Genomic DNA, 24951 nt, shown 5'->3' on the forward strand with positions numbered 1-24951 from the left:
TGCGTTATAATGTTAGTCATACGAGGAAAGGTGGTACATAATTAATGAAAAAAAGAATCATGGCCGCTGCGTTGAGTCTGCTGCTGCTGGCTGCTATGCTGCCGCTCACAGCTGCGGCGAATGCCAAGACGCTCAAGCTGCAGACTTTGAATGTCCAGATGCAATTTGACGGACAGCGCATCGCTCTGCCAGCCGGACAGTATACGTTTATTCACGAAGGACGGACATACATCCCGCTCCGCTTCGTTGCAGGCGCACTGCAGAAGAGCGTAGCCTGGGACAGCAAGACACGCACGGTAACCGTTGCTGAGCCTACCGCGCAGGAGAAAGTATCGCTGCGCGAGTGGCTGATGAACGCGGCGCAGACGGCTACCGCGCCTCAGCAAGCCAAGACGATCACGGCGGTGCCGATGGAAGCCAAGCTGATCTTTGGCGGCCAGGCCAAGACGCTCCCGCAAGGACAAAGCATCTATAACGTGGATGGCAGCACTTATGTACCTGTCCGCTTCATGTCCGAGTCGGTCGGCACGGCGATCAACTGGAATCCTCAGACCAAGAGCATCACGGCTGAGTCGGAAGCTTACCGCAACAGCCAAAGCCAGCAGCCAGGCGGCAGCACGCAACCTGGCGGCGATGGCGGTACCGGGACCAATCCGGGCAACGGCAACAATGGCAATACTGGTGGCAACAATGGCGGCAACAACGGCGGCAACAACGGCGGTACCCCTGCACCCGGCGGCAATCCCGGCGGTGTACCGGGCGGCGGGTCGACCGTTACGCAAGCCTCGATCGAGGCGGACGCCAGAGCCAAGCTGGATGCGCTCAGAGACTCCTGCTGGTCCTCGCTGCAATCGCTCGGAGCCCAGTACCTGACCGAGAATGATGCAGCGAAGCGCCAGCAGATCTATGCCAGCGCCGAAGCCAAGGTGACGGAGTGCACGACCCAATTCAACCAGATCATCGATAACGCAGAGAGCCAGCTACGGGCAGGGGGCTTCAGCACCTCCGGTCTGCAAGCCTTCCGCGACGAGTTCCAGCGTGAGCTCGATGAAGGACGCGCACTGGTGGAGCAGTTTATGAAGTGAAAAAGTGATATGTAGATTCAACTGGGGAGTCCGGCATTGCTGCATCGTGCATCGTGCAGCTGGCCGGACTTTTTTCGGGGCCCCCCGCAAAGTACCTGAGTACGATTCGAAGCGAAGCCACACTTTAGTGGGTTATTTACTTTGGGGCCGAGTCCGGTGTTATAAGGGCGTTTGCAAGTATAGAGTAGCATTACAGCCAGCCGCCCTCCCGCCAAAAAAACCAGCCCCCGCCTTCGATAACGAGGCAGGGGCTGGTTTGCTTGTTTACCTAACGGCGACAGCCGTTTCACCTTGCTCTTCTGTTACACTTTGAAACGCTCAGCCGACCGCTTGAGCTCTTCGGACATGCGTTCGAGCTCGCGGGCGGCGTAGCCGACCTCTTCCATCGATGCGATCTGCTCCTCGGAGCTCGCCGAGATCGACTGGGCGCCAGCCGCGGATTGTCCGGCGATCTTCTCGATCTCCTGCAGCGAAGCGAACACTTCCTCGGAGCTCGCAGACAGCTGCTCGGCAGCAGCGGAGGTGTCCTGGATAGAGGACACCGATTTGACGGCCGAGTCCTTGATGTTTTTGAAGAGCTCCCCGGTATGCCCGATCAGCTTGAGCCCTTCTTCGACTTCTTTCTCTCCCTTGCGCATCGCCTCCACTGCGGACGCGATACCGGTCTGCAGCGCATCGACCCGCTCGATGATCCGTTTGGCGGACTCGCTGGAGACGCCGGAGAGCTTCTTGATCTCAGCGGCGACGACCGCAAAGCCGCGTCCGTACTCGCCGGCTCGGGATGCTTCGATCGAAGCGTTGAGCGAGAGCAGGTTGGTCTGGTTGGCGATCTCGGTCATGAGATTGATCGCCTCGCTGATCTCGCGGGAGTGCGCCGACGACTCGGTGATGACACCGGCAATCTCGCGGACCGACTCATTGATGAGATGCATCTGGCTGATCGAACGCTCGATATATTCATTGCCTTGAAGGGCTTCTTCTTCGGATTTCAGAGAGACATCATAAGCAAATGCGGAGCTGTCAGCGATCCGGCGGATGCCCACTGTCATCTCTTCCATCGCTTGCGTACTCTGCTCTGTGCCGTTGGCCTGAACCTCGATGCCGGTAGCGATCTCCTGGATAGCATCGGCTGTATGCTTGGATGCCTGGGTCAGCTCGGCTACGGCACTATTAAGCTTCCCGGATGACTGGGCGACTTGCTCGGAGCTGCCGATGACCTGGGTAATCAGCAGCTTGAGGTTCTGCGTCATCACATTGAAATCCTGTGCGAGCTCCCCGGTCTCGTCCTTGCTGGTAACCTTGATGTCGGGATCGGTCAAGTGGCCCTCGGCGATCCGCTTCGCCTGCTGCGCGATCCGGCGGATCGGCGACGACAGCTGACTGGAGATGAGGAAGGCGATCGCTGCGCCGACGACGATCGAAACCGCGATCGACAGCAGGATGGCGCGGAGGATGTTCTCCTGGCCGTGATTGAAGTCCGACAGATGCGTATTGGCGATAATAATCCAGTTCCAGAAGGTGGTCGCTTCTCCGTAAGCAAGAACTTCGGAGTTTACTCTGGATTCCAGTGCGGACGTATAGTAGGTGAAGTCGCCGCCGCTGAGGGCATTGCTGATGATATCATCAACTTTGGCGGCAAGGCTCTCATTAGCGACTTCCTGGAGCAACTGTCCCTCATTGCTGCTCATACTGGCGACGATTTGTCCATTGTGGTCGATGATCATGAAGCTGCCGTTCTCGCCAAGATCGATGCTGCGGTTGCCTGGGCGCGAGCCGTCCGGCAGCTGGAAGCCGAGCAGCATCGACTTCAGCTGTGCTTGTGCCTGATCCAGCGACATATCGCCGTTCATGACTGCTTCATGGAAGGTGATGATGTTCTGATTGGCAATCTTGACGGTGTTTTGCAGGTTGTTGCGGATCAGCTTGTCGGTTTCCGCCTTGGAGACATTGTAGCTCAGCATGCCGACGATGGCTGTAGGGATGATCATCAGGAGCAGAAACGCCAGCATCAGTTTGATGCGGATCGTCAAGCGGAAGCCTTTACGTGTGGTGGACATGGGTGAAGCTCCTCTCATGCATTTCGTAAAAATTAACAAAGTTGGACATGTGGTGCTGCATCTGCAGCTTGGCGAGTTCGACATCCTGGTCTTGGATCGCTTCGAATACTTCTGGAAGATCGGCTACGATCGAGGCTTTGTCCACTTGCAGCAAGGCAGGGATGAAACGCATATAGGCGGTCGTCAGCGCCCGGACAAGCATGATCGCGAGCGGATTATGGGTGGACTCGGCGAGCACCAGATGGAAGCTCAGGTCCATCTCGATGATCTCCCGGGTGCTCCGGCTCTTCAGATCGGCATCAGGCAGATGGGTACGCAGCCTCTCCAGATCCTTCGGGGTACGACGTTCGGCAGCCAGACCTGCACACGGAATCTCCAGCATCTGGCGTACATGAAATAGATCCAGCAGCGTCATCGTCTGAAACGTCAGAGAAAGGATGATCGTATCGCGGACATTGGTCATCGCGTTGTCCGGATGGAAATTCGCAATCACATATCCACTCTCTTTGTGGGGGTTGGGGAGGATGACTTGTTCTCTACTTAGAAGGCGCAGTGCCTCGCGGATTGTCGGTCGGCTGACGCCAAACGTCTGGGCAAGCTCTTCCTGCTTGGCCACACTTTCCCCTGGCTGCAGTTTCCCCTCATAGATCACTTCTTTGATGGCATTCGCGATTTGTTGAGGTACAGTCTGCAGTTCTACACCTCTGAAAATGGTCGTGTCCATCGGTTTATTAATTCACTCCTTACGTTCAAGAGTTCGTACGAATTTTAGAACGTTATGCGATAACTAGGTTTATCGACAAAATCCGGGAATTTTGAAGTAAAAAAAATTTACACGGCTATGGACCTATTGTCTATTATACTAAAGATAAAATTTCCAGATATAAGGAGTGGGGAGTCCAGTGAAGCAAGACCTGCACCAAGACAAGATGACTGCACGATGGTCGGCGATGGATGATGCCATGGCGTCACACGATTATGATGTGGCCATTATCTACGGAAAAGGAATCATTACGCAGTATGGTTATCTTAATTACTTTGGCGGCTACTTTCCCGTGCTGCGTCCGGGTTTTGTCGTCTATCCGCGCGGCGGCAAGCCGACAGCTTTGTATAACACGCGCGCGGACGCATATCTGGCCAGACAGACAGGAACGATCGCGGATGTCCGGTTCGCCGGAACGGGGGATGTCCTTCACTCCGAAGAGGCACTTTTGGGTGAGGTGGCGGCGCTTGTGGACAGCTACCAACCCGCCAGAGTGGGTGTTGTGGGTCTTAAGTCCCTGATGACGGGATACCAACAGGCGTATCTTTCGGCACGCATCGATGCGGCCGTAGAGGATGCCTCTGCGATGGCCAACCGCATCAAGGCTTATAAGACGGATGAGGAACAAGCGGGCATCGCCGCCGCCTTCGAGCTGGCGGAGCAGAGCTTCCTGACGTTCCGGGAGCATCTGCGTGCCGGAGCGACACCAGCCGAGATAGCGGCCGAGGCGGAACGGGTCGCGCGCGCAGGCGGCGCCATCGACACGCTGGTGTTCGTCGAGGAGGGGCCGTATTTCCTGCGCAAGCCGACGCTCACGCCGCTTAGAGGGGACAGGCTGGTCACCGCTTATGTCGAGCTGATCGATGCCAACGGCTACTGGGTCGAAAAGGCGGGGTTGTTCTCGCTGGGCAGCCCCTCCGCCCAGGCATTGCGGATCGGCGAGGCGTGCGTGCAGGCGATGAACGAGGTCAAGCGCATGATCCGCCCCGGCATGCGTGTTGGCGAGCTTGGCGGTCTGATCCGCCGCTGCGGCGACAGCGTGCAGGCTGTGACCGGGATCTGGCATGGCCACGGCATCGGTGTCGACCACGATATACCGGTGATCAGCGACGATGGGGACGAGATTCTTGAACCCGGGATGGTCGTAAGTATTCATCCTAACTTCGCAGATGCCGATGAACAAGTTGGGGCAAGCATCGCCGATGTGTTCATCGTCGGAGATGAGGATGCCCGGGGTCTTAGCAAGCTGCCCTACGACATTGTAAAAGTATAGCCTCTTCAGACAATCGATGTTCTCGGTGCTGGAAGCCGATGTTTTGAACCTTTATTTTAATCGGGAAAGGGGTTTAATCATGACTAAATATACACTGGGTATCGATGTAGGCGGGACCTTCACCGACCTGGTTGCATTCAATACGGTGACAGGAGAGCAGATGATCGACAAAGCCTCCTCGACCCCGGCGGATCCGTCGATCGGCGTCTTGAACGGACTGGAGAGCATCGCCGCCAAGCTGTCGCTGACCCGCAGCGAGCTGCTGGAGCAGACGAAGCTGATCGTGCACGGGACGACGGTCACGACCAATGCCGTACTGACCGGCAGGGGCGCCAAGACGGCACTGCTGACGACCGAGGGCTTCCGGGATATCCTGCAGATGCGCCGCGGCGTGCGCAGCAAAGAGCATCTCTTCAACAACAAATACGTCGCTCCGGCTCCGCTCGTCGAACGGGACCTGCGGATCGGCCTGAAGGAGCGGACAGACGCTGCCGGGGAGCTCTTGCAGCCGGTCCTGGAGCAGGAGATCGCAGAAGCGGCCCGGCTGTTCAAGGAAGAAGGCGTAGATGCAGTAGCGATCTGCTTCATGCATGCCTGCGCCAATCCGACCAATGAGATCCAGGCCGCCGAGCTGATGCGCAAGCTGATGCCGGAGGCATTCGTCACTTACTCGTCCGAGGTGTCGCCGATGGTGCGTCTGTACAACCGGGTCAGCACAACGGTTATGAACGCCTATGTCGGGCCTGTGCTGAAGTCGTACATCGACCGGCTGCTCGGCGCGTTGCGTGAGCAAGGCTTCCGTCAGGGCGAGCTGCTGATCATGCAGTCGAATGGCGGCATCACCAGCCCGCAGAACGTTGCGGAGATCCCGGCGACAACCGTATTGTCCGGTCCGGCGGGCGGTCCGGTGGCGGGCAGCGCCTTTGCCCGGGCCTATGGCCGGGAGCAGGCAATCGTCATCGATATGGGCGGCACCTCCTTCGAAGCCTCGATCATCCGGGGCGGCGAAGTGACGATCCGCAAGGAAGGCGAGATCAACCGCAATCACATCTCCCTGCCGATGGCGGATATCCATTCGATCGGCTCCGGCGGCGGCAGTATCGCCTGGATCGACGACGGCGGGATCCTGCGGGTCGGACCGCAGAGCGCGGGCGCGACGCCGGGCCCGGCATGTTATGGGCGCGGCGGCGAGCTGCCGACCTGCTCCGATGCGGATCTGGTACTGGGCTATCTGAACGGCGATTACTTCCTGGGCGGCGAGATGAAGCTGGATGTGGCGCTCGCCGAGCGGGCGATCCGCGAGCATATCGCCGAGCCGCTGGGGTTGAGCGTGGAAGAGGCCGCATACGGCATCTATACGATCTCCAATCTCAACATGGTTAACGGCATCAAGGAAATCACGGTGCAGAACGGTTACGACCCGCGCGAGTTCCCGTTGGTCGTAGCGGGAGGAGCAGCGCCGGTGCATGCGGCGATGATGGCGCGCGAGCTGGATATGAGCGAGATGATCATTCCCAAATACTCGTCGGTGCTCTGCGCCGTCGGGATGCTGGCTTCGGATCTGCGCCACGACTATGTGAAGAGCTTCCAGCACGGCTGGAGCGACATCGAGCTGCCGCTGATCGAAGCGATGCTGCGCAAGTCCCGCCAGGAAGGCTGGCATGCGCTGGGGCTCGAAGGCGTCACTGTCGCCAAGCGGGAGGTAGTCGTCGGCATCGATATGCGTTACAGCGGCCAGCACTACGAGGTAACGATCGAGTTCGACGAGTCTCTGCTGCTGGCCGGCGACAAAGCACCGATCGAGGAGCTGTTCCACAACGAGCATGAGCGGCTGTACGGCTTCGATCTGCGGCATCATGAGCTGGAAGTCGTCAATCTGCGGCTCTCCTGCCGCGGCAAGCAGGCGGTATTCGAGCTGCCGAGCTCGGAGCAGGCTGCCCCGGGCGAGCAGGTCGCGCCGCGCGGCAGCCGCCGGATGTACGATCCGGCGCTGCGCGAGCCGGCAGAGGCGCCGATCTATGATGGCGAGTCGATGAAAGCCGGCACCCATGTGCAGGGCCCGTGCATCGTAGAGCTGATCACGACTACGATTATTGTGCCAACGGGCTTCGAACTGGAGTATGGAACATACGGCAGCTTTATCATGAAGGATGTCGCGAGAGGGGAGCGGTCTTGATGGATCAGATCACGATATCGGTAATCGCCAACCGGCTGAAGGCTATCGGCAGACAGATGGGTGTCGTCATCGAACGGAGCGCGCACTCGCCGCTCCTCGTCGAAGGACGGGATTTCTCGCTGGGCATCTACAGCGCCCAGGGCGCGCTGATCGAGCAGACGGAGTATATCCCGATCCTCGGTTATGCGACGGGGCCGGGCGTGCAGGCCGTCATCGACTACTTCGGCGACGACGTGCATCCCGGGGATGCGTTCCTGCACAATGACCCCTTCACCGGCGGCAACCAGCTGTCCGACTGGAAGGTCATCAAGCCGGTGTTCATCGGCGAGCAGCTGGTCGCCTGGACAGCGATCACAGCGCATCAGGCCGATGTCGGCGGCTCGGTGCCGGGCTCGTACAACCCGTATGCGACCGACCTGTGGCAGGAAGGGCTGCGGATCACGCCATTGCGGATCTATGAGAAGAACGCCAAGCGCCGCGACGTCTGGGACTTCGTGTTCGGCAACGTGCGGCTGCCGATCGTGGCCGACGACATCCAGGCGATGATCGGCGGCTGCACCGTGGGCGAGCGCGAGATGGTCGAGCTGATCAGCCGTTACACGATCCCTGTGTTCAATGAGGCGGTGGAGGAGATCTTTAACTCCACGGAGCGGATGGCCAAACGGATCATCAGCGAGATCCCCAACGGCGAGTATACCGCCCGCTGGTGGGCCAACGACAATGGCTTCGATCATGAGGCGCGCATGAATATCGACGTCAAAGTAACGGTTGAGGATGAGCAGATGACGGTGGACTTTACCGGTACCCATCCGCAGACGCCGGGCTATGTCAATGCGCCGATGCCGGTTACCGTCTCCTCGGTGATGATTGCTTTCTTCATGCTCAGCGAGCAGGAGATCGCCCATAACGAAGCGATCAAGCGCTGCATCCACTTCATCATACCGGAAGGCTGCATGCTCAATCCGCGGTTCCCGGCGGCATCGGGCTTCGGCAACCACTTGAGCGACCAGATCGTCTCGGCGGTCATGCTGGCGCTCTCCGAAGCGCTGCCCGGCCGTGTCACCGCAGGGTGGAACCCGCTGCTCTGCTCGATTATGAACGGTACCGATCCGCGCAAGCAGGCGCCATTCGTCGACATTATGATCAATGCCTGCAAAGGCGGCAGCGGCGGTACCGAAGGCGCAGACGGCTATGATCATATCGGTCTGATCGCCTCGGGCGGCGCGATCTCTGCTCAGGACCCGGAGATGTTCGAGCTGACCAACCCGTGCTTCCTGCACAAGTTCGAGTATGCGCCCGACTCGGCAGGAGCCGGAGAGTGGCGCGGCGGTCTCGGCGTCGAGACGATCTTCGAGATCCAGTCGGCAGGCTCGCAGGCCAGCGTGTTCGGCGACGGCGCGAAGATCGGCATGACCGCTCCGGGTGTGCTGGGCGGCGGCGACGGCAGCGTCAACTCGATCGTCCTGGAGTACCCGGACGGCAGCGCCCAGGAAGCGCACATGAAGGATCTGATCTCGAACATTCCTTACGGCACGCTGTACAAGCAGATGGCTGGCGGCGGCGGCGGCTACGGAGATCCGAAGCGGCGTCCTGCCAGGCTGGTGGCGCGCGAGGTCCGCTACGGCGTGATCTCGGCGGAGTCGGCGGAGCGGGACTACGGCGTCAAGCTGTCGGATCCGGTCAAGGGCATCATCGATGAAGCGGCGACAGCTTTGCTGCGCGGCTGACTGGCGCTGAGCGAGAGGTGACATCGAGCGAGCCCGGCCTTGGCCGGGCGCTCTACCCCCGCAGACTCGCGGCTTCGGGGCCGGGCGAGTGCAGGAGAGCGAGGCAAGCCACTACTCAGGTGAATGGGGGGATACTGACGAACAGGTTGACGGATCGGCAATCACGATGGATCGCAGCGCAGTCCGCTCTGCAGCCGCTGCACCCGGTACGCCCACAGGCAGCCGAGCAGCTCTATTGCGCATGAGCGGCACCGCCCGGATGTGACGGCGATCCGTCATCGTCAGTTTCTATGCCCGCAAGTTCTGCGGTCAGCCGCAAGGCTGGACGTTTTAAATATAGAGGCAACACACTTTGGATAACAGGAAAAGGGGAAATGAATGATGAAGCTTAACACACGTAAACCATCGCGACTGATCGCTCTGACAGTGGTCCTGGTCATGAGCATGGTGCTCGCCGCATGCGGCGGCAACTCCGGCGGCGGCTCTACCGCCACTGGCGGGGAAGCGTCCGCTACGACATCCGGCGGTGCCAAGGTCAAGATCGGCGTATCGATTCCGGCGGAAGCCAACAACTCGCTGCAATACTGGTACAAAGGCATCCAGAAGCAAGCTGAGCTCTACGGCATGGAAGTTATCGGCATCGATGCCCAGCTGAACCCTTCCAAGCAAGTCGGCGATATGGACAGTCTGCTGGTGCAAAATGTAGACGTCATCCTCGTATGGCCGCTTGATCCGGCTGCTATCAAGCCGGCGATCGACCGGGCGACCGAGAAGAAGGTGCCTGTCATCGGTATCGACTTCAACACGCAAACCGGCGGCGCAGACTTCGGTCTGGCCCAGCAGATCATCCTGGGCCGCGGTCAGGGCGGAGCCGACGTAGCCAAGCTGTTCGCCGACATGCTGCCGGAGGGCTCCGAGATCGGTGCGATCGGGATGGCTGCGCCGGTGCCGGGCAATACCTACATGATGGAGCAATTCCGTATCGAGTCTGAAGCTTATCCGAATATTACTTGGGTCGGCCAACAGAACAATCCGACGGACAATATTGCCGGAGCAGAGCCGATGATGGCCAACCTGTTGACCAAGAATCCGAATATCCGCGCAGTTTTCACCTATAACGATGACAGTGCCGTCGGCGCTTCCCAAGCGATCACGAACAACGGCAAGTCGCTGTACTCCGCTGACAATCCGGACGGTATCATCGTCGTCGGCTTCAACGCCGAGCAAGCAGGCGTCGAAGCGATCAAGCAAGGCAAGCAATACGCGACGTTCAACATCAACCCGATCAAGTCCGGATCCGCTATGGTTCAAGCGGCCAAGCAGATCGTGGTCGACAAGGCTGCCGATGTACCGAAGGAAGTGACGATTCCGGCTGACTTCGTCAGTGCCGATAATATCGACAGCTTCCAATCGTGGGATGAAGAGCTGAACACGCTGCAATAACGGGGTTGTCCATGACTGAGCCATGAAGCCGGAAGGCTGGCAACCACAAGATCAGAGAGGTGTTTATGAAAGATTCGGCAAGCAATAGTCAGCTGGCAGCGATCGAAGTAGACGGTTTGTATAAAGCGTTCCCCGGCGTCATGGCGCTGACGGATCTTTCGCTGACGATCCGCTCTGGCGAGATCTACGGTCTGGCCGGAGAGAACGGCTCGGGCAAGTCCACCCTGCTCCGCATCATCGCGGGGTTGGACAAGCCTGATGACGGCGAGGTCAGGATCTGGGGACAGCGGCTTCATGGCATCCGCTCCGCGTTGCGGAGCGGTATTGCTTTTGTCACCCAGGAGCCGTCGCTGGTCGGCAGTCTGTCGGTCGCTGAGAATATCGGGCTCGGACTGCACGCAGGCAATGGCCTGCTGGTCCGCCGCGGCAGACGCGACATGCGGGTACGGGAGATGCTCGGTATGCTGGGCATGGCTGAGCTGGACCTGCATCAGCCGGCCGGACGTCTGCAGCCTCATGAGATGCAGATGGCGACGATCGCCCGGGCGCTCATCTCGGACCCGGACATCCTCTTGCTCGATGAAGCGACCAGCTCGCTGACGGACGATCAGACGGAGCGGCTCTTCACGCTGCTGCGGCAGCTCAAGGCCCGCGGCAAGACGATCGTATTCATCACGCACAAGCTGACGGAATATCTGGCATTGTGCGACCGGATCGCTGTGATGCGGGACTCGCAGCTTGTCTGCGAGCTGGAGCGCGGGGAGATGGAGGAAGAGCGCATCGTCCGGGAGATGGTAGGGCGCGAGCTGACTCAGCTGTTCCCCGAACCGCCTGCAGCGACGGGACTGCTGCCGGTGGTCCAGCTGCGGCTGGAGGATGTCAGCTGCGACGGGGCTTCGGGGATCAGTGCCGACTTCCGACAAGGCGAGATCTTCGTCCTGGCGGGCTTATCCGGCTGCGGGCGCAGCGAGCTGCTGCGGGCGGTCATCGGAGCTGTGCCGTGGCAGGGGGCGATGGAGCTGGAACACCAGCTGTATCGCCCGGGTTCGCCCGGAGATGCGGTCCAGGCCGGGATCGCCTATATTCCTGCCGAGCGCAAGTCCGATGGCATCATCGCCGGATTGTCGGTGTTGGAGAATACGGTGATCAGCCGCCGCCTGCGTGATCGGCCATGGGGCCGGGTGAAGGCCGAGCAGGAGCGCCAGTTGTATGATGAATTGAAGGAAGTATTCAAGATTAAGGCTGCGAGCGGCGCTGTCCGGATCGAGACCCTCTCCGGCGGCAATCAGCAGAAGGCGCTGCTGGCCAGAGCCACCTCATGGACGCCGCGTGTCCTGCTCCTGGATGAGCCGACGCGAGGTATTGACGTCGGCGCCAAAGCGGATATCTATCGGCTGCTGCGGCAGCTGACTGCGGACGGCGTGACGGTCATCGTCTCGACCTCCGATCTGCAGGAAGCCGTGGGCATCGCCGATCGCATCGGCGTCATGTTCCGCGGCCGGCTGCTCCAGGTGCTGGAGCAGGATCTCACTTCCGAAAGGGTGATGTACTATGCCACAGGCAACCACTAGTAATGCGCCAGCGCTGGAAGGCAAAGCGAGCCGCCTGGAGACGCTGCAGCGGCTGTTCTTCCGCTTTGCGGGCATCGGTCCGTTGCTCGTCCTGCTCTGTGTCGTCATCGCCATTATGAATCCGGTGTTCCTGAGCTTCCAGAACTGGATCAACCTGCTGAACTCGGTAGCTTCGATCTGGATTATGGCCATGGCGATGACGATGGTGCTGCTGACGGCAGGCTTCGATCTGTCGGTAGGCGCGATGCTGGCGCTGAGCGGTGTCGGCATGGTCTCGATGATGAATGCCGGGGTACCCGAGATTCCGGCGATCCTGCTGACGATGGCAGGCGCTGCGGTGATCGGCGGGGCGACCAACGGGCTGCTGATCGGCAGGATGGGGCTGAACTTCTTCGTCGTGACGCTGGGGACGATGTCTTTGTATCGGGGGATCGTCTACGTCTGGACGAACGGGCAGACGCTCTACGCTTCGGATTATTCGGTCGTCCAGTGGATCGGCAATGGCAAGATCGGGCCGATGCCGGTGACGATCCTGCTGATGCTGCTCGTATTCGTAGCCGTCTGGCTGATGCTGCGCTATACCAACTATGGCCGTTCCATCTATGTCGTCGGCGGCAATCCGACTGCTGCTCGGCTGGCCGGCATGAATGTCGCGCTCATCCTCATCTCGGTCTACGCGTTCGCGGCGATGTTTGCAGGCTTGGCCGGCATCGTCGAGACCGGCCGGCTGGCGTCGGCTTCGCCGACGGTCGGCATGAGCACGGAGCTGCTCGTCGCGGCGGCGGTGCTGCTCGGCGGCACCAGCTTCCGCGGCGGCGAGGGCGGTGTCGTCGGCACGGCGCTCGGCGTCCTCTTCATCGGGGTGCTGCAGAATGGTCTCGGCCTCTCGGGTATCTCGTCCTATTGGCAGAATGTCATCACCGGCGTCATCCTGATCTTCGCCATCATGCTCAATCACGCCAAATCCAAGCGAGGCTGAGCAGAGGAGAGATGACGCTGCCCGATGAGCCGGTGTGCCCTTCCTGGAAGCGTGCGCCGGCTTCTTGGCGTTGAGCGAGGGATGACGAGACAGCCCGTCTCAAGGTGCAACGTCTCCATGAAAGCGCTTTGAGGCTCCGCCGCTCCGCGTCGCCTTGTTTCTTGACCCAAATAAGCATAGAATATGTACTATGAAAAAATCGACCTTCTTCTATTTACTAGTGTTGGCAGGCTGGGTGATCCTCGTCTTCACCTTCTCCTCGCAGTCCTACGAACAGCAGAGCATCAAGCCGCTGCTGCATCGGATCTTTCAGGATGTGAACCTGTCCCGCTGGATGCCGGATATCAACCTGTACTATCAGGGGCGGGCGATCAGCGCCAAGTTCGACCCCTATAATTTCATAGAGTTCGTGTTCCGCAAGTCTGCTCATCTGTTCGTCTATGGCATGCTGGCTTCGCTGTTGCTGCTGTTGTTCCGCTCGATCTTCAGCCGCCGGCCGCTGCTGTCGACGCTGCTGGCGCTGGCCACGACGTTCGTGGCGGCAGGTCTGGACGAGTGGAACCAGTACCAGTCTGACAGCAGGACCGGTACCATGACTGATGTCATGATCGATATGACGGGAGCTGCCATCGGGATCACGATCACCTGGATCCTGATCGGGCTGTTCCGGCGCCGCTCCAGACGGCGGAAGCGGCGTACACGCAGATGAGGCGGTGGTATCGATGAGTCAGCTCCGGGCAATCATCATCGCAGGAGGAGGGAGCCGGCGCATGGGGACGGACAAAGCGCTGCTGCCGCTGCAAGGGCGGCCGCTGCTGGCCCATGTCGCCGCGCAGCTCCTGGCGTTCTGCTGCCATATCGATATTGCAGCCGGTACGGCAGAGCGGGCAGAGCGTTACAAGACAGCGCTGGTCGAGGCGGGAGTGGGACACCGCGTGACAGTGTCGTCTGAGGGGCGGGACAGCAGTGCGCCGGGGCGTGTGATCCGCTTCGTCGATGATCGCTGGCCGGGCGCCGGACCGCTGGCTGGTCTGCATGCGGCGCTGAGCGAGCACTCGCCTGCTTCGCAGGCAGCGGCGAGCGACCGGGAGCAGACGGGGCTCTCCCCGTACGCGCTGGTGACGGCCTGTGACATGCCCATGGTGAGCGTGCCTCTTGTGGGCCGCATGCTGGAGCAGGCGCGAGTGACAGGAGCAGATATCATCTGCGTACCCGGACAGCCCTTTCATGCGCTGTACCATGAGCGGATCGCTGCCGTTATCGAAGCGATGCTGCGTGAGGGCGACCGCCGCTTTATGCGCTTGCTGGCAAGGGTGCAGACGGCGGAGGTGGAACTGGCGGCGGCAGAGGCAGCGCTATTCGAGCCGCTCAACACGCCAGAGGCGTACTGGTCTTATGTCGAAGGCTTGAGGGGGCATCCGTAGGAATGAATATCAGCTGCCTCGATAAATGCGGACGCACCCACACCCCCTGCAGCAACTGCAGGGGGTGTGGGTAGTTGGTGCGGGCCCGGGCGGCGCCATCTGGCAGCGGGGAGTGGTCGGATCACCGCTGCCGTGGGTCGCGCGCGCGCGCCCGCATGCGGAGGATCAGCAGCCGGCTTGCTGCTGCCGGCCAGATGCGTCTCGCAATACGGATGGATGCCGATCTCCATTAGGAGACCGCCCGGTGTACATGGCGCCGCCATGCCTGTCGTCGGCATCATGCCCGGTCACAGGCTCGGGTCCCCACCAATCGAAGATATCCAGCCAGTCATGCTCCATCTCGAAGTCCAGGGCGCTCATCCGGAGGTCACCGTCTGCTGGTCGATGATCGCTTTGCCGCCATGGCCGACCCAGGTCTGCTTCCACTGCTTTTGGACGATGAAGATGAGCAGGATGCAGGCGACGGCAATCGCGCTGAGGATGAGGAAACCGGGGGTGTACGAACCGGTCGTCTGCTTCAGATTGCCCAGGATTTTGGGGAGGAAATATCCGCCGAGTCCGCCCGCGGCGCCGACGATGCCTGTGACGAGACCGATCTCGTTCTGGAAGCGCTGAGGCACCAGCTGGAAGACAGCGCCGTTGCCCATGCCCAGACACATCATGCCGACGAAGAGCAGGACCGTGATGACCGCAAGCGGCGGCAGCGAGGATACGGCGGCCAGCATGATGGCGACGCCGGCATACAGACCCATCAGCATCCGGATGCCGCCGATCCGGTCAGCCAACCAGCCGCCTACCGGGCGGAAGAAGCTGCCTGCGATGACGCAGATCGTCGTAAAGTCGGCTGCTCGCACTGCGCTTAGTCCATACTGCGTATTGAAGAAGATCGTCAGATAGTTGGCCATGCCTACGAAACCGCCGAAGGTGACGGCATAGAGGATGCAGAACATCCAGGTGTCTTTCTGGCGCAGCACGGCCGCATAATCTGCGAATTTCTTCGGTCCCGGCTGATTGGGGCTGTCCTTGGCGAACAGGCTGAATACGATGAACACCAGGAGGATCGGGATCAGCGCCAGTCCGAAGACGATCTCCCAACTGCCGAAATGCTGGGCAATCCGGTTGGCAAACAGAGTGGTCAGTACTGTACCGCTGTTGCCCGCTCCCGCGATGCCCATGGCAAGACCCTGATACTGAGGCGGATACCAGCGACTGGCCAACGGCAATGCTGCAGCGAAGGAAGCGCCGGCGACGCCGAGCAATAAGGCGACGATATACAATTCGCCTAGCGAACCGATGAACTGCCATCCCCAGACGAGCGGCACCATCGTAATCAGCATGCCGATCTGCCCGGTCCGCTTCGGACCGATATAGTCGGTCAGGAAGCCTAAGACAAGTCGCAGGATCGAGCCGCCGAGTATCGGCAGAGCGACGAGATTGGCGGCCTGCGCCGCATTCATCGGGTAGTCGCTCATAATGACGACGACCAGCGGGCCGAGCAGCACCCAGATCATAAAACTAACGTCAAAGTATAAGAACGAACTGAGTAGAGACGGGGTATGTCCGCTTTTTAAAAAGCTTTTTTGATCCATCATCGCAATTCAAGCTCCTCTCCAATATAACCTGCATCCTATCCGCTTGCTGCACCGTGGCCACGGCTTCTCTGTCTTGAACATTTTTTCGTCTTGTGCATGTTTTCGAAAAATCTCGATTCCACCTAAATAGCCGCACTTCATTCCTTTCGGAATAAGAGTGCGGCTTCATTGCCAAGGCGGAGGTACAACGGTGTACCAGCCGCTTGAGTTCACAACATTGTGACTGCATGGTTGGATTATATGCGACATTTCACTAACATGTCAACATACTTTACATATTTTTTGGATTTTCCCTGAATTACGCATCCTGTCGGCCCCGGACTGACTGGGATGGCCGCCTCATCCTTAGGAGGTCAGCCATGAATCAGTTGATACACTTTAACGATCGAGGCGGCAATGTCGCCGACCCGCTTGCGTTCATTCATGGCCTGTTTGCGAAGGAAATCATAGGCCTCAGCCTCGCTGATGCCCTTAACCTCACATAATACTGCCTTGGCCTGGTCGATCCACTTGCGCTCTTCAAGCCGTTGAAGCAGCTGTTCGCGCTCTTCGCTCCACCGTTTGCGCTGCTGATGGACGCGGATTCCCCATTGAATCGCGTACTGCAGCTCAGTCGTAGTCATCGAAGGATAGAGCAGGCCGTCCAGGACATATCCCCAGTCGACAGCGCCCGGAGCTTCCGGCTCGCTGCAGAGCCAGAGCACCGGGAGCCGGCGCAGGCCCGTGATCGACGCTTGCCACTCGGGTAGACGGGAGAGCGGGACATCGACGATAACAGCTTCCACCACACTGACATAAGATTTCATGCCATCCGTAGATGTTGCCTGATGCAGCGTGCGGCAGCATTGCTTTAATTGCTGGACAGGCGCTGCCGTTGAATGGTCCTGGACCAGCATCAACGCTTTGGGCATGCTTTTTCACCTCGCTCATGTGCCGGAAAGCGGCCGGATTGGCTGCATCGGCGCCTTGTGTAATAAAATATAACATACGAATTAGCCGATGTCGACGGAAAATTATCGTAATGCGATACATTTATTTATCGTAATCCGATATAAATTGTGTCAAGTATATTGACATGTAATCTCCAAGGATCTATACTAGCGTTATCGAATTCCCAATTGTATAGAACATTTCGCCCGGCACAATGGCGTGCCAGGGGCGATGGCAACGAAGCCTATCTTCTGCAACTGCGCAGAGGGTGGGCTTTTCATGTTTTTAACCAGAGGAGTGGACCTAATGAAGAAAAAACTCGTAATGATCGGCAACGGAATGGCTGGCGTATCGTTCGTAGAACAATTGCTCAAGCTGAACCCGCATAAGTATGAGATCACTGTCATCGGAGCCGAGCCGCATCCCAACTATAACCGGATTATGCTGTCCTCTGTCCTGGCAGGCGATGTCACCATGAAGGACATCATCCTCAATGACTGGGACTGGTACCGGGACAATCATATTATCCTGCATGCCGGTCATACGGCGACTGCTGTCGATACCAAAGCACGCACCATCAAGACAGATCAGGGACTGACCGTGCCTTACGACGAACTGGTCATTGCAACCGGCTCCCAGCCGTTCATGCTGCCGCTGCCGGGCGCGGACAAGGAAGGCGTCATCGCCTTCCGGGATATGAAGGATTGCGAGACGATGGTCGAGACGGCCAAGACGTACAAGAAAGCCGTCGTCATCGGCGGCGGCCTGCTCGGGATCGAGGCGGCCCGCGGCTTGCTGAACCTGGGGATGGAGGTCAATGTCGTTCATATCTTCAAGTATCTGATGGAACGGCAACTAGACGAGACGGCTTCGCACATGCTGCAGGAGGAGCTGGAGCGTCAGGGAATGAAATTCCTGCTGGAAAAGCAGTCGGATACAATATTAGGCAAGAAGCGTGTCACAGGGTTATCCTTCAAGGACGGCTCGCACGTCGATGCCGATCTGATCGTCATGGCTGTGGGGATCCGTCCCAATGTGCAGCTGGCCAAGGATGCGGGGATCGAGGTTAACCGCGGTATCGTCGTCGATGACAGCATGCAGACGAGCGTGCCGGGCATCTACTCGGTCGGCGAATGTGCGGAGCACCGCGGAATCGCCTATGGACTCGTCGCGCCGCTCTATGAGCAGGGTGCCATCCTGGCCAAACAGATGGCCGGCGTAGAGCACGAGGGGTATCAAGGCTCCGTCGTCTCGACGAAGCTCAAGGTGTCGGGCGTCAACGTATTCTCGGCGGGACGCTTCATGAGCGAACCTGGCACGAAATCGCTGCGGGTACAGGACGACCTGGATGGTGTCTATAAGAAAGTGGTCTTCCAGAATGGCAAGGTGATCGGCGCCGTGCTGTTCGGCGACACCGCTGAGGGCTCCCGGATGTTCTCGCTGATCCGCAAGGGCGAAGATTTCTCCGGACGGGAGAAAGAAGTGCTCTTCGGTCCTTCTGGCGGGAGTGCTGCAGTAACCGATGAGGACCTAGTGAAAGCAATGAGCGGCGATGAGATCGTCTGCGGCTGCAACGGCGTTACCAAGGATACGATTATCGAGAGCATCGAGGAGAAAGGCTGCGTCAGTGTCAATGAGATCAAAGCCTGCACCAAGGCCTCGGGCTCTTGCGGCGGCTGCAAGCCGCTCGTCGAAGCGATCCTGACAGCTACGCTGGGAGCCGACCAAGTGGAGACGGCCAAGGAAGGCATCTGCAGCTGTACGACTCATAGCCGGGACGAGATCGTCGAAGCGATCCGCACGATGCATCTGACGACGAGCAAGGAAGTCATGCATGTCATGGAGTGGAGCAACCCGGAAGGCTGCTCCAAGTGCCGGCCTGCCCTCAACTACTATCTGGGCATGGCATGGCCGGAAGAGCATGAGGATGAGCTGGAGTCCCGTTTCGTCAATGAGCGCAATCATGCCAATATCCAGAAGGACGGCACCTTCTCGGTCGTGCCGCGGATCTATGGCGGTGTGACGACGCCGGAAGATCTGAAGCGGATCGCCACGGTAGCGGAGCAGTACAATGTGCCGATGGTCAAGTTCACCGGCGGGCAGCGGATCGACCTGCTGGGCGTCAAGAAAGAAGATCTGCCGAAGATGTGGAAAGATCTCGACATGCCTTCGGGCTACGCCTACGGCAAGGCGCTCCGTACAGTCAAAACTTGCGTCGGCAATACGTTCTGCCGCTTCGGCACGCAGGACTCCATCCAGATGGGCATCGACCTGGAGAAGAAATTCGAGCGGCTGAACACGCCGCATAAGGTCAAGCTCGCGGTGTCCGGCTGCCCGCGCAACTGCGCCGAATCGACAATCAAGGATCTTGGTGTCGTCGCGATCGAGGGCGCTTGGGAGTTGTACGTAGGCGGCAATGGCGGTACCCGGGTAAGGGCTGCCGAGCTGCTCACCAAAGTGAAAACGGAAGATGAGGTGCTGCATTGGACGGCAGCTTACCTGCAGTACTACCGCGAGACGGCCAACTTCGCAGAACGGACCAGTGAATGGGTGCAGCGGATCGGTCTGGATACGGTCAAGCAGGCGTTGGCGAGCAAGGAAGACCGCGATGCGCTCGTCGAGCGGATCGACAAGACGCTGGCACTGACCAAGGATCCATGGCAGGAGATTAACGAAAACGACGATCTGCGCCGTGCGTTCGACGCATTGACGGCCACTACTTCCCCCGAGGCTGCTGCAGCAACGGCGGATGGAGAGGCTGTGCAGCGGCCCTAGTACGCAGGCAGATCCGAGAGTCGGATAGAGAAAGCCCATACTGGAGAGGAGATCATACTATGCATGAGGTACAAATTGGACATCTATCGGAATTCCCGGAGCGGCGGGGCAAGGTGGTGCGGATCGGCGAGCTGGAGCTGGCGCTGTTCCGGCTGTCGGACGGCAACGTAAAGGCAGTGGAAAATCTGTGTCCGCACAAAAGCGGCAAGCTATCGGAGGGGATCGTCTGCGATCATCATGTCTACTGCCCCCTGCATGACTGGAAGATTGACCTGCAGGACGGTCTGGTACAGGCGCCTGATGAGGGCTGTGTCCGCACGTTTGAGGTGGAAGTCGACGATGCAGGACAGGTATACTTGAAGCTGGAAGGTCCGGCAGTCAAAGTATCCTGAGTCGGCTGAGCCGGCGCATGGCTGCGATACCGGGCAGAGTCCAAGGGAGGAGGCGCTGCTCATGGCGCGACTGGAAGGCAGAGTGATCGCGATCACCGGGCCTAGAAAAGCAGAAGAGATGAGCCGCATGATCGCCAAGTTCGGCGGTACGGCGGTCGTCCGCCCGGCGCAGGGCACCGTGTTCCTGGATGACAGCCGGATCCGGGAGCAGCTGACCGCACTTATCGAGCAGCCGGCCGAATGGCTGATCCTGACGACCGGCGTCGGCACCGAAGCGCTGATGCAGACAGCGGAGCAGCTGGGTCTGGAAGAACCGTTCAGGCGGGCGCTGTCGCGGATGAAGCTGGCGGCGCGCGGGTACAAAACCGTAGGGGTGCTCAAGAAGCTCGGACTGGCCCCGGCTGCCCGGGATCTCGACGGGACGACGGCTGGCCTGCTGCGTGAGATGGAGGGGATCGACCTGACCGGCCGCAGAGTGGCTCTGCAGCTCTATGGCGATCCCGCCCCCCGGATCACAGCGATGCTGGCGGCGCGCGGAGCGCACTGCGAGGAGCTGCTGCCGTATCGTCATATTCCGCCGGAAGGCGATGTAACCGAGCGGCTGATCGAAGAGATTGTGAGCGGCGCCGTTGATGCCGTAGCCTTGACCAGCACGGTACAGGTGCGGTACATGATGGGCTGTGCAGCCAAGCTCGGCCGTCTCGATGAGGTGCTGCGCGCTTTTGCGGAGCGGGTGCTGGCAGTTGCGGTAGGCAAGGTCACCGCAGAGGCGCTGCGTGAGGAAGGCGTCGAGCGGGTGTTGTATCCGGAGGAAGAGCGGATGGGCAACATGGTCGTCGCGATGTCGAGGCACTTCGACCGGCTGGATGAATCGGCCCAGCCGCCCGATCCGGAGATGGAAGGCGCCGAGCGGGAAGTCAAGCAAGCCGATGCCAAGCGCTGGGCCGAAGACAAGCCGGAGGGTTGTTAGAAGCATAGCGGCCACACGAGCGATCACGGGAGGAGGAAGGGCGATGGCTGACACGGGCTATGTATATCTGACGGGTGCGGGACCCGGAGATCCCAAACTGATCACCGTGCGCGGGCTGGAGACGATCCGGCTCGCCCAGGTGCTGATCTATGACCGGCTCGTCGCCGAGGAACTGCTCCGGGAGGCTGCGCCAGATGCAGAGTTACTCTACGTGGGCAAAGCGTCAGGACATCATACGCTTCCCCAGGAGGAGATCAATGAACTGATCGCGAGCCGGGCGGCGCGCGGACTGACGGTGACGCGGCTCAAGGGAGGCGACCCGTTCGTCTACGGGCGAGGGGGAGAGGAGGCCGTCTATCTGGCCGATCGCGGCATTCCGTTCGAGGTGGTGCCGGGGATCTCCTCCTGCATCGCTGCGCCGGCCTACGCCGGGATCCCGGTCACGCACCGCAGGATGGCGGCCTCCTTTGCTGTGATTACAGGCCACGAGTGCGCTGGCAAATCCGGGGCATCCGTCGACTGGACCTGGGCGGCAGGGGCCGAGACGCTCGTCGTGCTGATGGGGCTGCAGCAGCTGCATAGCATCACCGAGCGGCTGCTGGCCTCCGGCAAGCCTCCGGGCACGCCGGTCGCCTTGATCCAGAGCGGCACCAAGTCCGGGGCGCAGCGTGTCGTCACGGGCAGGCTGGATAGGATCGCCGAGCTCCCGGAGACTTCGGAGCTGAGCAGTCCGGTCACGATCGTCATCGGCCCCGTCGTGGCGATGCGCGAGCGGATTGCCTGGCTGGCCGGCGACGAGCCGCTTGCCGCGGTTCCTGAGGCGGCATTGCTTGCTGCTGATTAATTGGTTTAAGCGCGAATCTGCGCGGGCAATACCGCCGGGCTGCTGCTTCCAGATCCAGCTTAGCGAGCAATCTCATCGTGCTGAGAATGGTATAGTTTGCATCTTGAAACACCCCGTACATGCCTTAATTGGGCTATGTGCGGGGTGTTTTTTTAAAAGCGCAAAATGATGCTTACGCGCGGCTGTCCGCGCCGCCCGCCCGCTCCAACGAACCTTTTCTCCCTTACAGCCTCTCCACCAGCCGCGCCGCACGCTCCAACGAACCTTTTCTCCCTTACAGCGCCCCACCAGCCGCGCCGCACGCTCCAACGAACCTTTTCTCCCTTACAGCCTCTCCGCCAGCCACGCCGCCCGCTCCAACGAACCTTTTCTCCCTTACAGCAGCCCCACCAGCTCCGCCGCACGCTGTAACGAACCTTTTCTCCCTTACAGCCTCTCCTCCAGCCACGCCGCCCGCTCCAACGAACCTTTTCTCCCTTACAGCCTCTCCGCCAGCCACGCCGCACGCTGTAACGAACCTTTTCTCCCTTACAGCAGCCCCACCAGCCGCGCCGCCCGCTCCAACGCACTTTTTTCGCCAGTTGGTTCCGGAGACGATTTACATAATCTCAACCTGCTCATAACATTCGCATAACGCTCATGGATTATTGTTGATTCGTGCACAAGTGAGCATAAGAAAACACAAGCGAACATATTCGAGGGCTTGTGTGCGCGAATGTATACACAAAGTAGTCATAGAGGGCGCTTTTTTCAGAGTATTCGCCATAGCAACGGCAAAGGGTGTTTGCAGCAGAGTGGGCCGGCGATTCCTCGCAATAACAACAGAAGGGTCGCAGCAAGCAGGGACGTCGACGATTCGATTTCACCGCCTCGGCGGCAGAAAGGGTCGCCGCAGCTGACTGCATCGGCCTGCGCCTTGCACATCTCTTATTGAGGGCGGCCTCCGTCCCCAGACTAGCAGGAGGGAGGACATAACCTATGACCCATGACGACGATATCACCATGCGGCTGGACCAGCTGGGGCTCACCCAGTCAGATAAACAAAGCCTCGCGATGACGATCCGCATCGAGGCGGGCGCGCTGACGCAGGCGGCGCAGTATGTCAAGGAACGAGGCTGCCGTACGGTCCTGCTGGCGGTAGATGATCGAACGTACGAAGCTGCGGGCAGGCGTCTCGAACAGTTGCTGGCGGCAGCGGGGACAGCCCCTGCGCTGTGTGCCATCCGGCCGCTCGCCACGGGGGATGTGGTCGCAGATGAAACGTCTGTCGTCCAGCTGCTGCTGGAGGCGCAGCGGTCGCAGGCGGAGCTGATCCTCGCCGTGGGCGGCGGCACGATCCATGATCTAGTGCGCTATGTTGCATATACCACCCATGTCCCGTTCCTATCCATACCCACTGCAGCGTCGGTCGACGGCTTCACATCGCTGGGCGCGCCGCTGCTGATTCGGGGACATAAGCTGACGATCCCGGCTGCGCGTCCTGTCGCGCTGTTCGCTGATCTGGATATCCTGACCCGGGCTCCACAGGAGCTCGCAGCCGCCGGCTTCGGCGATATGCTGGGCAAGTATACGTCGTTGTTTGACTGGCGCTTCGGCTCCTGGACATCAGGGGAAGCCTATCTGGCCCCCGCTGCGGAGCTGACGCGCCAGGCACTGGAGGATTGCATCCGGCATACGGAGGCGATCCGGAGACGGGACGAGACCGGGATCGCTATGCTCATGCGCTCGCTGGTGGAATCGGGGCTGGCGATGCGGCTGTTCGGCCAGTCTCATCCGGCTTCCGGGGCAGAGCATCATCTGTCTCATTACTGGGAGCTGGCGCATCTGCGGGCCGGCAAGCGCCAGCTGCTGCACGGCGCCAAGGTGGGCGCGGCGACCGTTGAGATCAGCAGGCTGTACCGCCGGCTGATCGAGGACGGCTGGTACGATGACGCATCAACGGGACGGCCGGAGCTGCAGCGGCATCGGCCGGAGATCGGCCGAGCCGTCCGAGCCATCCCGGAGCCAGCGGGCTTGCAGGAGTTGCTGCGGCAAGTTGGCGCCCCGGCCGCGCCAAGCGAGCTGGGGCTGGAGAATGGGCTGATCCAAGCTAGCCTGCGCGAGGCGCATCTGATCCGCCCGGAGCGGGCGACGCTGCTGCGGTTATATAACGAAAGCAATATGAAGGAGCGAATCCAAAATGATGATGGGCGCTGAGCGCAAGCTGCGCATCGCCGAGTATGTCCGGCAGCACCGGAGCGCGACGGTCAGCGTGCTGGCCAAGGAATTCCAGGTCCATGAAGCGACGATCCGGCGCGATCTCGCCAGTATCGAACGGGAGGGCTTGCTCAAGCGGACGCATGGCGGCGTCGTCTCGGAGCAGTGGACCCGCGGGGAGGGGACGTTCCAGGAGCGCTCGCCCCACAATCTCGAGCAGAAGCAGCGGATCGGCTATCAGGCTGCCAGTCTGGTCGAGGAAGGGGATCACATCATTATCGATTCCGGGACGACGACCCAGCATATCGCCCGCAATCTCGTGCACCGCACCGGCATTACCGTCGTCACCAACGACATGAACGTCGCCGCCGAGCTGCGCGACGCCGCAGGCGTGAAGGTTATCCTGACCGGCGGGGAGCTCTACCCGTCCAGCTACATGCTCAACGGCATGTTCACGGACTATGTCCTGGGCTCGCTCCGCGCGGTCAAAGCCTTCATCGGCACGCCGGCGCTCCATCCCGAGCATGGACTGATGCATCCGGAGGCGGCGCTGGTGCCGGCCAAGCAGGCGATGATCCGGGCGGCGCTGGAGATCATCGTCGTCACCGATGACAGCAAGCTCGGCCGCTTGTCGCTGCATAGCGTCGCGCCGACCCATGCCATCCATGCGTTGATTACGGGCAAGGAGGCGCCGGAGCCGATGCTCCAGTCGTTCCGTGAGCGCGGCGTCACGGTGTACGCGGTGTGAACTCGG

Annotated in this window: 21 protein-coding genes; 16 read left to right on the forward strand and 5 right to left on the reverse strand. The window is 60.1% G+C overall.

Annotation, left to right across the window (positions count from 1 at the left end):
- Positions 1 to 44: 44 nt before the first annotated feature.
- Positions 45 to 1085: a stalk domain-containing protein gene (locus ABC336_RS18120; protein ID WP_413239972.1), complete on the forward strand. Its 1041-nt coding sequence runs from the start codon at positions 45 to 47 to the stop codon at positions 1083 to 1085.
- A 302-nt stretch (positions 1086 to 1387) separates the two neighbouring features.
- Here the strand turns inward: ABC336_RS18120 and ABC336_RS18125 are convergent, their stop codons facing one another.
- Positions 1388 to 3142: a methyl-accepting chemotaxis protein gene (locus ABC336_RS18125; protein WP_413239973.1), complete on the reverse strand. Its 1755-nt coding sequence runs from the start codon at positions 3140 to 3142 to the stop codon at positions 1388 to 1390.
- Entirely contained in the window at positions 3126 to 3866 is a 741-nt protein-coding gene (locus ABC336_RS18130) for a FadR/GntR family transcriptional regulator (protein ID WP_413239974.1), read from the reverse strand. Before ABC336_RS18130 ends, ABC336_RS18125 begins: the two co-directional genes overlap by 17 nt.
- Before the next feature lie 178 nt (positions 3867 to 4044).
- On the opposite strand from ABC336_RS18130, the gene ABC336_RS18135 reads away from it, so the two are divergent.
- The 9 genes from ABC336_RS18135 to ABC336_RS18175 all read left to right on the forward strand — a co-directional run bounded on the left by ABC336_RS18135 (position 4045) and on the right by ABC336_RS18175 (position 14498).
- A complete protein-coding gene (locus ABC336_RS18135; protein ID WP_413239975.1) occupies positions 4045 to 5178 on the forward strand; it encodes a M24 family metallopeptidase in 1134 nt (377 codons plus the stop codon).
- A 79-nt stretch (positions 5179 to 5257) separates the two neighbouring features.
- Positions 5258 to 7354, forward strand: coding sequence for a hydantoinase/oxoprolinase family protein (locus ABC336_RS18140; RefSeq protein WP_413239976.1), 2097 nt, complete (start codon positions 5258 to 5260; stop codon positions 7352 to 7354).
- A complete protein-coding gene (locus ABC336_RS18145) occupies positions 7354 to 9081 on the forward strand; it encodes a hydantoinase B/oxoprolinase family protein (RefSeq protein ID WP_413239977.1) in 1728 nt (575 codons plus the stop codon). Before ABC336_RS18140 ends, ABC336_RS18145 begins: the two co-directional genes overlap by 1 nt.
- A gap of 88 nt (positions 9082 to 9169) precedes the next feature.
- The gene (locus ABC336_RS18150; protein ID WP_413239978.1) at positions 9170 to 9346 is read left to right on the forward strand and encodes a hypothetical protein; all 177 of its coding nucleotides are present in this window, start codon (positions 9170 to 9172) and stop codon (positions 9344 to 9346) included.
- A gap of 113 nt (positions 9347 to 9459) precedes the next feature.
- Positions 9460 to 10524, forward strand: coding sequence for a sugar ABC transporter substrate-binding protein (locus ABC336_RS18155; RefSeq protein WP_413239979.1), 1065 nt, complete (start codon positions 9460 to 9462; stop codon positions 10522 to 10524).
- A gap of 65 nt (positions 10525 to 10589) precedes the next feature.
- Positions 10590 to 12095 carry a sugar ABC transporter ATP-binding protein gene (locus ABC336_RS18160; protein ID WP_413239980.1) on the forward strand — a complete coding sequence of 502 codons (1506 nt, stop codon included), beginning with the start codon at positions 10590 to 10592 and terminating at the stop codon, positions 12093 to 12095.
- On the forward strand, positions 12076 to 13074 hold the full coding sequence (locus ABC336_RS18165; protein WP_413239981.1) for an ABC transporter permease: 999 nt from the start codon (positions 12076 to 12078) through the stop codon (positions 13072 to 13074). The genes ABC336_RS18160 and ABC336_RS18165 overlap by 20 nt, the downstream gene beginning before the upstream one ends.
- Before the next feature lie 190 nt (positions 13075 to 13264).
- Positions 13265 to 13783 carry a VanZ family protein gene (locus tag ABC336_RS18170; protein WP_413239982.1) on the forward strand — a complete coding sequence of 173 codons (519 nt, stop codon included), beginning with the start codon at positions 13265 to 13267 and terminating at the stop codon, positions 13781 to 13783.
- Between the two features lie 13 nt (positions 13784 to 13796).
- Complete coding sequence (locus ABC336_RS18175; RefSeq protein WP_413239983.1) at positions 13797 to 14498, forward strand: molybdenum cofactor guanylyltransferase; 702 nt, start codon at positions 13797 to 13799, stop codon at positions 14496 to 14498.
- 165 nt (positions 14499 to 14663) lie between these two features.
- On the opposite strand, the gene ABC336_RS18180 is transcribed toward ABC336_RS18175, so the two are convergent.
- From ABC336_RS18180 to ABC336_RS18190, 3 genes are all read right to left on the reverse strand, one after another.
- Positions 14664 to 14858, reverse strand: a complete 195-nt coding sequence (locus ABC336_RS18180; RefSeq protein ID WP_413239984.1) for a hypothetical protein — start codon at positions 14856 to 14858, stop codon at positions 14664 to 14666.
- Positions 14855 to 16087: a nitrate/nitrite transporter gene (locus ABC336_RS18185; protein WP_413242552.1), complete on the reverse strand. Its 1233-nt coding sequence runs from the start codon at positions 16085 to 16087 to the stop codon at positions 14855 to 14857. The genes ABC336_RS18180 and ABC336_RS18185 overlap by 4 nt, the downstream gene beginning before the upstream one ends.
- 356 nt (positions 16088 to 16443) lie before the next feature.
- Entirely contained in the window at positions 16444 to 17001 is a 558-nt protein-coding gene (locus ABC336_RS18190) for an ANTAR domain-containing response regulator (RefSeq protein WP_413239985.1), read from the reverse strand.
- Between the two features lie 325 nt (positions 17002 to 17326).
- Here ABC336_RS18190 and nirB point away from each other — a divergent pair, with 325 nt between their 5' ends.
- The 6 genes from nirB (at position 17327) to ABC336_RS18220 (ending at position 24945) form a co-directional block, all read left to right on the forward strand.
- Positions 17327 to 19795, forward strand: a complete 2469-nt coding sequence (gene nirB, locus ABC336_RS18195; RefSeq protein WP_413239986.1) for a nitrite reductase large subunit NirB — start codon at positions 17327 to 17329, stop codon at positions 19793 to 19795.
- A gap of 59 nt (positions 19796 to 19854) precedes the next feature.
- Positions 19855 to 20187: a nitrite reductase small subunit NirD gene (gene nirD / locus ABC336_RS18200; RefSeq protein ID WP_413239987.1), complete on the forward strand. Its 333-nt coding sequence runs from the start codon at positions 19855 to 19857 to the stop codon at positions 20185 to 20187.
- Between the two features lie 61 nt (positions 20188 to 20248).
- Entirely contained in the window at positions 20249 to 21157 is a 909-nt protein-coding gene (locus ABC336_RS18205; RefSeq protein ID WP_413239988.1) for a uroporphyrinogen-III synthase, read from the forward strand.
- 43 nt (positions 21158 to 21200) lie between these two features.
- The gene (gene cobA / locus ABC336_RS18210) at positions 21201 to 22001 is read left to right on the forward strand and encodes a uroporphyrinogen-III C-methyltransferase (RefSeq protein ID WP_413239989.1); all 801 of its coding nucleotides are present in this window, start codon (positions 21201 to 21203) and stop codon (positions 21999 to 22001) included.
- 978 nt (positions 22002 to 22979) lie between these two features.
- Complete coding sequence (locus ABC336_RS18215; RefSeq protein ID WP_413239990.1) at positions 22980 to 24197, forward strand: sn-glycerol-1-phosphate dehydrogenase; 1218 nt, start codon at positions 22980 to 22982, stop codon at positions 24195 to 24197.
- Positions 24184 to 24945 (forward strand): DeoR/GlpR family DNA-binding transcription regulator, encoded by a 762-nt coding sequence (locus tag ABC336_RS18220; protein ID WP_413242553.1) that lies wholly within the window; start codon positions 24184 to 24186, stop codon positions 24943 to 24945. The genes ABC336_RS18215 and ABC336_RS18220 overlap by 14 nt, the downstream gene beginning before the upstream one ends.
- Positions 24946 to 24951 lie beyond the last annotated feature (6 nt).

The organism is Paenibacillus jepli (assembly GCF_047238105.1).
In the GTDB taxonomy this organism is placed as follows: domain Bacteria; phylum Bacillota; class Bacilli; order Paenibacillales; family Paenibacillaceae; genus Paenibacillus_D.